Here is a 1,648-nt window from a genome sequence, read left to right on the forward strand (position 1 = left end):
AGCCTTTTAAAGCATTTGTATCAACGGCTAAACTTTTCCAATCGTTTGGGAAGAAAGTTCTTAGAAGATCCCAATCTTCTCTCATCATGGCTTTATCCTCCTATAGAGTGATTAGCGGGATAATTAATATAAAAATACCATGATGAATAAAATTTGTCAATAAAACAAGTTAGCGCTTATGAGGCATAAACCCTTCCCCCGCTTTGCACAAATTTTTCCGCCTGCTCAATCGTATTGAACTTCTCAGTGCTTATCCTTTGATAATCAACTCCTTTGCCTGTAAAAAATATCTTGACCGCGTCTTCCCGGGACAGGCAGAAGTTTGCAAAACGTAAGGCATTCCAGCAAGTTTCGGCATCATTACTTGAAATAATAACTCCAATCTTCATACATCTTCCCCCCTCATCTTTTTAATACCTATTTCACTCATAACTCTTTTTATTTCATCAACAACGTAATTTACCTCATCTTCCGTATTGAATCTCCCCAGACTAAACCTCACTGCGCCCATTGCCAATTCTGCCGGAATATTCATGGCGGTTAGTACAGTGGAAGGCCGTCTCACCTGATCATGGCAAGCAGCTCCTGTTGAGAGAGCGACGTCTTCCAGCTTGGATACCAATGCTGAGCTGTCAATGCCCTCAAAACTCACATTCAGGGTATTAGGAAGTCTTTGCGTGGGATGGCCGTTTAACTTCACTGCTGCAATTCCCTTCAGTTTTTCATGCAGCAAATCTCTCAAATACCGGATATTTTTAATGTACTCATCCATTCTCACGGCAGACATCAGACTTGCTTTTCCCAGCCCTACTACCCCTGCAACATTTTCTGTCCCTGCCCGCAGGCCCATTTCGTGGCTGGCGCCATGAATCAATGGTTCCACGTCCACACCTTCACGGATGTATAACGCCCCGACTCCTTTGGGTGCATGAAATTTATGGCCTGCAATGGTCAACAAATCGACGCCTAGCTCGTTCACGTCCACTGGTATTTTTCCAACGGACTGTGCCGTGTCAGAATGAAAATAAATTCCTCTTTTTCTGCATATCTTGCTAATTTCCGCTATCGGCTGAATAGTTCCGGTTTCATTGTTTGCATGCATCACCGAAACTAAAACTGTCTCATCAATTATCGCTTCTTCAATATCATCGGCATTGACGCAGCCATACTCATCCACGCCAACATACGTTACCTTGAATCCCTTTGTTTCAAGATATTTGCAGGGATTGATTATTGCAGGATGCTCAACAACCGAAGTAACAATATGATTCCCCTTTCCTTTAAGGGCAAAAGCGACACCTTTTAATGCATGGTTATTAGACTCGCTCCCGCCGCTCGTAAAGATAATCTCATGAGGACTCGCCCCGATTAATTCAGCTACTTGTCTTCTTGCCGTATCAACAGCCTCCCTTCCCTTCTTACCAAACCAATGGCCACTGGAAGGATTGCCATAATATTGCCTGATAAACGGCTCCATCTCAACGATCACGTTTGGGTCAATTGGAGTGCTTGCATTATTATGGGTCTTCTCCCTACTGAGTGGGTAAAAATGAGCGAAAAAAGTCTTGCGACCCGCAATTAGAGGGAGTTTTCAGCTTGTTTTAGCGTCTAAAAATGTGATATAAAATCGCATGAGAAAAAAACGATC

2 protein-coding genes are annotated in these 1,648 nt (G+C 43.1%); both read right to left on the reverse strand.

Annotated elements, in window-relative coordinates; all coding sequences use genetic code 11:
* Positions 1-176 precede the first annotated feature (176 nt).
* Entirely contained in the window at positions 177-389 is a 213-nt protein-coding gene (locus QZT26_RS17510; RefSeq protein WP_295104016.1) for a hypothetical protein, read from the reverse strand.
* Positions 386-1,579 (reverse strand): cysteine desulfurase family protein, encoded by a 1,194-nt coding sequence (locus QZT26_RS17515; protein ID WP_295104019.1) that lies wholly within the window; start codon positions 1,577-1,579, stop codon positions 386-388. The genes QZT26_RS17510 and QZT26_RS17515 overlap by 4 nt, the downstream gene beginning before the upstream one ends.
* Between the last annotated feature and the right edge of the window lie 69 nt (positions 1,580-1,648).

The organism is uncultured Candidatus Kuenenia sp., from assembly GCF_900696675.1.
GTDB classification, from domain to species: Bacteria; Planctomycetota; Brocadiia; order Brocadiales; family Brocadiaceae; genus Kuenenia; species Kuenenia stuttgartiensis_A.

What these genes read in the sequence shown, in the direction of transcription:
- QZT26_RS17510 (WP_295104016.1), bottom strand. Translation starts at nt 389, where the DNA reads ATGAAGATTGGAGTTATTATTTCAAGTAATGATGCCGAAACTTGCTGG.